Source organism: Streptomyces sp. NPDC005803, from assembly GCF_040630435.1.
In the GTDB taxonomy this organism is placed as follows: domain Bacteria; phylum Actinomycetota; class Actinomycetes; order Streptomycetales; family Streptomycetaceae; genus Streptomyces.
Map to the genome: position 1 here is coordinate 1 of NZ_JBEXXO010000065.1, position 4,822 is coordinate 4,822.

General features: G+C 66.3%; 5 protein-coding genes. 2 read left to right on the top strand and 3 right to left on the bottom strand.

Features of this window, described 5'->3' with window-relative positions; translation table 11 throughout:
• Positions 1 to 91: 91 nt before the first annotated feature.
• Positions 92 to 556 (bottom strand): NAD(P)-binding protein, encoded by a 465-nt coding sequence (locus ABZ454_RS38600; RefSeq protein WP_359544094.1) that lies wholly within the window; start codon positions 554 to 556, stop codon positions 92 to 94.
• A 315-nt stretch (positions 557 to 871) separates the two neighbouring features.
• Positions 872 to 1,399, bottom strand: a complete 528-nt coding sequence (locus ABZ454_RS38605; RefSeq protein WP_359544095.1) for a helix-turn-helix domain-containing protein — start codon at positions 1,397 to 1,399, stop codon at positions 872 to 874.
• 108 nt (positions 1,400 to 1,507) lie between these two features.
• On the opposite strand from ABZ454_RS38605, the gene ABZ454_RS38610 reads away from it, so the two are divergent.
• Positions 1,508 to 2,929: an MFS transporter gene (locus ABZ454_RS38610; protein ID WP_359544096.1), complete on the top strand. Its 1,422-nt coding sequence runs from the start codon at positions 1,508 to 1,510 to the stop codon at positions 2,927 to 2,929.
• A gap of 483 nt (positions 2,930 to 3,412) precedes the next feature.
• Positions 3,413 to 4,213, top strand: a complete 801-nt coding sequence (locus ABZ454_RS38615; RefSeq protein ID WP_359544097.1) for a DUF1963 domain-containing protein — start codon at positions 3,413 to 3,415, stop codon at positions 4,211 to 4,213.
• A gap of 263 nt (positions 4,214 to 4,476) precedes the next feature.
• Here the strand turns inward: ABZ454_RS38615 and ABZ454_RS38620 are convergent.
• Positions 4,477 to 4,822 (bottom strand): transposase (locus tag ABZ454_RS38620; protein WP_359544098.1); only part of this gene is annotated, 346 nt, incomplete at its 5' end.

Consider the following 4,822-nt stretch of genomic DNA (forward strand, 5'->3'; position numbering starts at 1 on the left):
GCCAACCCCGCAACTACCTGGCCTTTCTCGGCCTCGCCGCCGCCCTCTGCTGCTACAAACGACTCCTCCGACTCACCACATAGGACACGGTCTAAGTGGCGTCGACGGTCCGTCGCCTGACGGGCACCTCGAACTCGGCCCCCATGACGACAGAGTGGAACCGCTCGATGCCGGGCCGTGCCTGGTCCGGGCCGTCGTAGAACGACAGGGGGTGGTACGACACGCGACCCGTCGGCAGGAGCGCCTTGTGCATCACCTCGTCGAAGTAGGTGAGGATCTCGTCGGCCGACGCCAGTTCGTGCAGTCCGGCGTTCCATCCATCCTGGTCGACCGAACCGCTGCCCAGCTCCCGTGAGTTGACGCCGTAGAAGGCCGAGGGCTGGTGCAGGCGCACGTACGGGTAGGCGACGGTCCAGTGGCCTCCGGGCTGGGCGTATCGATCGACGATGGCCACCGTCGCGTCGCTTTCGGCCACAAGGGTGTCGGCGAAGGCCAAGCCCATGGCTCCGGCGCCGACGATGAGGTAGTCGACATCCAGGGCAGTCGGCTTTGTCATCGCGCTCCTCTTCCTGCTGCGATGGGATACGGCGAGTCCCGCGTTCTACGTCTGATGTGGTCGAATGTCGCCCAGGGGTCGGCATCGCCGGCCCGGCGACCGGTGCGCGACGGGATGCCGAGCCGGCTGTCGGAGTGCGGCGGCACGCCCGCCGCAACGGTGGTCCTGGACGGACCGAGTGGGCGGAACCGGGATCGTGGGGCGAGCCGAGGCAGGCACTCCTCACTTGAGTGGAGAAGAACATCTCCGCTTGTTCACCGTTCGGGCAGGGGGCCGGAGTTGCGTGCGTCGGCGCGGCACGCAGAACGTGACCGGTCAGCTGTGCTCGACCTCGAGGGGCTGAAGGAGCCGTTTGGGTTTGCGCAGCGCCTGGCTGACGGGATCGGTCGGGTGCGGATGGAGGTCAGGTCCGGGTGCCATCTCGACATCCTTGACGGGTACCGGGATCTGGCACAGGGGGCACTCACCGAAGGCGCCGAGTTCGGTGCCGCACTCGGCATGTGTGTAGGTCCGCAGACGGAGATCGAGGACGTGATCGTGTCCCCAGACGCTCAGTGAGCGCAGTGTCGGCCACAGGGCGGCGCCGCGATCGGTCAGTATGTACTCGTCCCGTGGCGGTGACTGCTGATAGCGGCGCCTCTCCAAGATGCCGACGGCGGTGAGAGCGTGCAGCCGTTTGGTCAGGACGGCGCGCGGAATGCCGAGGTGGACGAGGATGTCGTTGTAGCGGCGCACCCCGTAGAGCGCGTCGCGGATGATCAGCAGGGTCCACCGCTCGCCCACGATCTCCAGCGCGCGGGCGATCGAGCAGTCCTGCGTCGCGTAGTCCTTACCCAGAGGCATGACCTCAGTGTAACTAATTTTCGGAACCTTGGTTCATTGAACGAACTGACACTGTTAGGATCGCTGACTCAGGGTTCAGTCAATGCATCGTCAGATGGAAGTGCCCCCATGGCCCACCTAGAGCAGGCCTCAACTGGCTCCGCCGCGAAGACCGCGGCCCCAGCAGGCAACGCAACCTCCGGCTCACCCGCGGAGAGCCCGCCTCCCAAGGTCAGAGCCACACTCGCCCTTACCAGCGCGGTCACCGCCGTGGCGCTCATGATCTATACGGCGCCCATGGTTACGCTCCCGCAGACCGCCGCCGCGTTGCACACCCCCCTCTCCGCCCAGGCCTGGCTGCTCAACGGCACTCCGCTGGGACTGGCGGCCCTGCTTCTCGTCGGCGGCAGCCTCGCCGACGACTACGGTCGCCGCCGGCTGTTCCTGTCCGGCACGATCGCACTCGGGCTCACGACCGCTGCCGGCGCCCTCACCACGACAACCTGGTGGTTCACCGCGTCTCGCATCGCGCAGGGCGCCGCGAGCGCGGCGATCCTCGCGAGCAGCCTCGGTCTGATCGTGCACGCCTTCCCCGCCCCTCAGGCCCGACGCCGGGCGACAGGTGTGTGGGGTGCGTGCGTGAGCGGCGGCATCGCCGTAGGACCGCTGGTTGCCGGAGCCATGCCCACCTGGCGTATCGCCTACGCGGTGTTCGGTGTCGTCACTCTCGTGCTCGCGGCTTTCGGCGCGCGGTCGTTGACCGAGACGCGAGCGCTGAACGGTGGCCGCCCGGACATCGGCGGAGCCCTGGTGTTCAGCCTGGCACTGGGCGCGCTGGTGGCCGCGCTGACCCTGGGCAGGGACGGCTGGTTCCGGGCGCCGGTCGGCATTCTGCTTGCGTCGGCCGTAGTACTGACCGGGATTTTCGGCATCGTCGAACGACGCGGCAGGGCGCCGATGATCGACCTCGGACTGCTGCGGCACCGCCGCTTCCTCGCATCGTCGGCCGGTGGCCTGTTCACCGGGCTCGCCGTTATCGGACTGTTCAGCTTCATGCCCGCACTGCTCCAGAGGAGCATCGGCATGTCAGCCATCGGTACCGCATGGCTGCTCATGCTGTGGTCGGGCATCTCCTTCCTCATCGCACTGCAGGTACGGCGCCTCGCCGACCGCGTGACCTCCCGCCACCAGCTGGCCCTGGGATTCGTCCTGCACGCCGTGGGCGTGGTGGCGCTGCTGGGTTCCATCGCCGCGCATTCCTGGACTCGGCTCCTGCCGGGTCTGATCGTGGCGGGTATCGGCAGCGGGCTCCTCAACGCGGCTCTGCCGCAGATTTCTGTAGAGTCGGTTCCGTCGGCGAAGGCGGCCATGGGGTCGGGGGCGCAGCAGACCTTCCGGTACATCGGGTCCTGCGCTGGTGTGGCCATGACCATCGCGCTCGTGACGTCGGCCCACGACGCGGCGGACGGAGCGGACCTCGCCGTGCTCGTCTCCGCAGGACTCTCTCTGCTCGCCGCAGTCCTGGTACTCGTGCTCAGGGACCGGGACTGAGCCCTTTCCAACCTCACTCCCGGTGACGATGTGGGGGGTGATGGACTCGATGTGTTTTCGTCAGAGCCGGCGGAAGATTTTCGTGGGTGAACGGTGCTCGAGCCTGGTGTCCCTTGGAGCGAGATCTGACGGTCTCAGCCAAGCACGTGGGATCTCATGTCCAACTGAGAGGGGGCTGCACCATCCATTCCCCGGCGACGGGTGGCCCTTCGAAGTCCGGACTGATCACGCTCCCGGAGAGGGCATGCACAACCTCGCCTTGGAGCTGCGCGGCTTTCTGGAGGCGGATCCGCTGGGAAGATCCGAGGTGACCGACCGCTCGCTCCACCACGTACAGCCATGCCCGCCAACACCTCGATGACACAGCCGGGTTGGGAATAGTTTATCTTTTCGGGCATGGATCATCAGGGAGAGTTTCGTCGGGCAGCGCTTTAGTTGGGCATCCCAGACGACGAGATCAGCAGATTCAGACAGCACCTTCGTTTGGCGATCGGACTGTCCGTGGGCGGTGGTTCTCCGGTCGGGCGGTTCGGTGGGTTGCCCCGGCTGCCGGTAGGCATGAAGTGGCCGTCCGCCGGGGACATTCCGTTGCCGTTGCTCCTTTCCGTCGATTGTGGGGCGCTGCCGAGAGTCGACGGCTTCGACCTGCCGGCGGACGGGACGCTGCTCTTCTTCGTGCACCAGGAGATGGACCATGAGGACAGTTCCGGGAAGTACGCGCGAGTCGTGTATGTACCGGACGGCACCGAAACCGCAGTCGCGCAAGCCTCCAGCTCCATGTGTGTCCGCGAGCAGCTCGACGTCAGCGCCGAGCTCAGAGCCGAACTGCCCCTCTGGCTCCAGGAGGGCGAGGACAAGGACTGGCACGAGTTCTGGGAGGATCTCGATTGGGAGGACATGTCGCCCTTCCAGCAGCAGTTGGTCCGGTACATGGAGTGTGACCTGCCGCATCTGGACGAACTTCGGGCTCTGGCTCACGACCTCTGGCCGTCTGGCGCCTTCGTTGTCATCGGCGGGTATGCCGATGATGAGGTGATCAACAGCATTGCGGAGCAGACCCTCGCGGGACGCGAGAAGGCAGGCGAGATTCCAGCCATCCCGATCGCGAAATGGTATTCCCACCTGGAGAAGGAAAAATACCGGCTGACGACCGAATGGATATCGCTCGCCAGTGAAGCCCGGGCCTACGCGGAGTACTACACGAGTTTTGTGATCCGTCACGACGACTTGGCCGCCGCTCGGGTGGACAAGGCGCTAGCCGTGACCAATTTCGTGGTCGTGTGACCAGGTTCGATACACCTCTACCACTGGGGGGCTGGCGAAGGCTGTTCACAAAGGCTGTCCAGGGGTCCGCGTCAATGGGCACGACCGGGCCGGTGGGGTTCTTGCTGCGCGGACGGGAACGGTGAGGCAGGCGTCGCTCTGGGCTACCTCGCCACACTGAGCGTTGTCCAACCTCTGTCTTACAGGTAGCGGACTCGCGCGTCAGACCATTGCCGTCCCGGCGCAGCAACCGGGTGCCGCACCCGTCAGGCTTAGAAGTCATCTCATTTGGAGAGCCTGCGGTAGCAGATGAGGGTGCAGGCGATGCTGGTGAAGGCTAGGAAGTGGTCGGCCTTGCGTTCGTAGCGGCGGTGGAGGCGGCGGCATCCGGCGAGCCAGGCCATGGTGCGTTCGACGGTCCAGCGGTGGCGGCCCAGCCGCTGCGAGGACTCGACTCCCTTGCGGGCGATGCGGTGGGTGATGCCGCGCTCGCGTAACCATCGCCGCAGGTGGGCGTAGTCGTAGCCCTTGTCGCCGTGGAGTTTGCCGGGCTTGCGCCGTCGCCGGCCGCGGCGCGAACGGATCGGCGGGATGCCCTTCACGAGCGGGATCAGGGCCTGGCTGTCGTGC

Bases quoted from the DNA above. Each gene is read 5' to 3' on its own strand.
- ABZ454_RS38605 (WP_359544095.1), bottom strand. From the start codon at position 1,399: ATGCCTCTGGGTAAGGACTACGCGACGCAGGACTGCTCGATCGCCCGC.
- ABZ454_RS38600 (WP_359544094.1), bottom strand. From the start codon at position 556: ATGACAAAGCCGACTGCCCTGGATGTCGACTACCTCATCGTCGGCGCC.
- ABZ454_RS38610 (WP_359544096.1), top strand. From the start codon at position 1,508: ATGGCCCACCTAGAGCAGGCCTCAACTGGCTCCGCCGCGAAGACCGCG.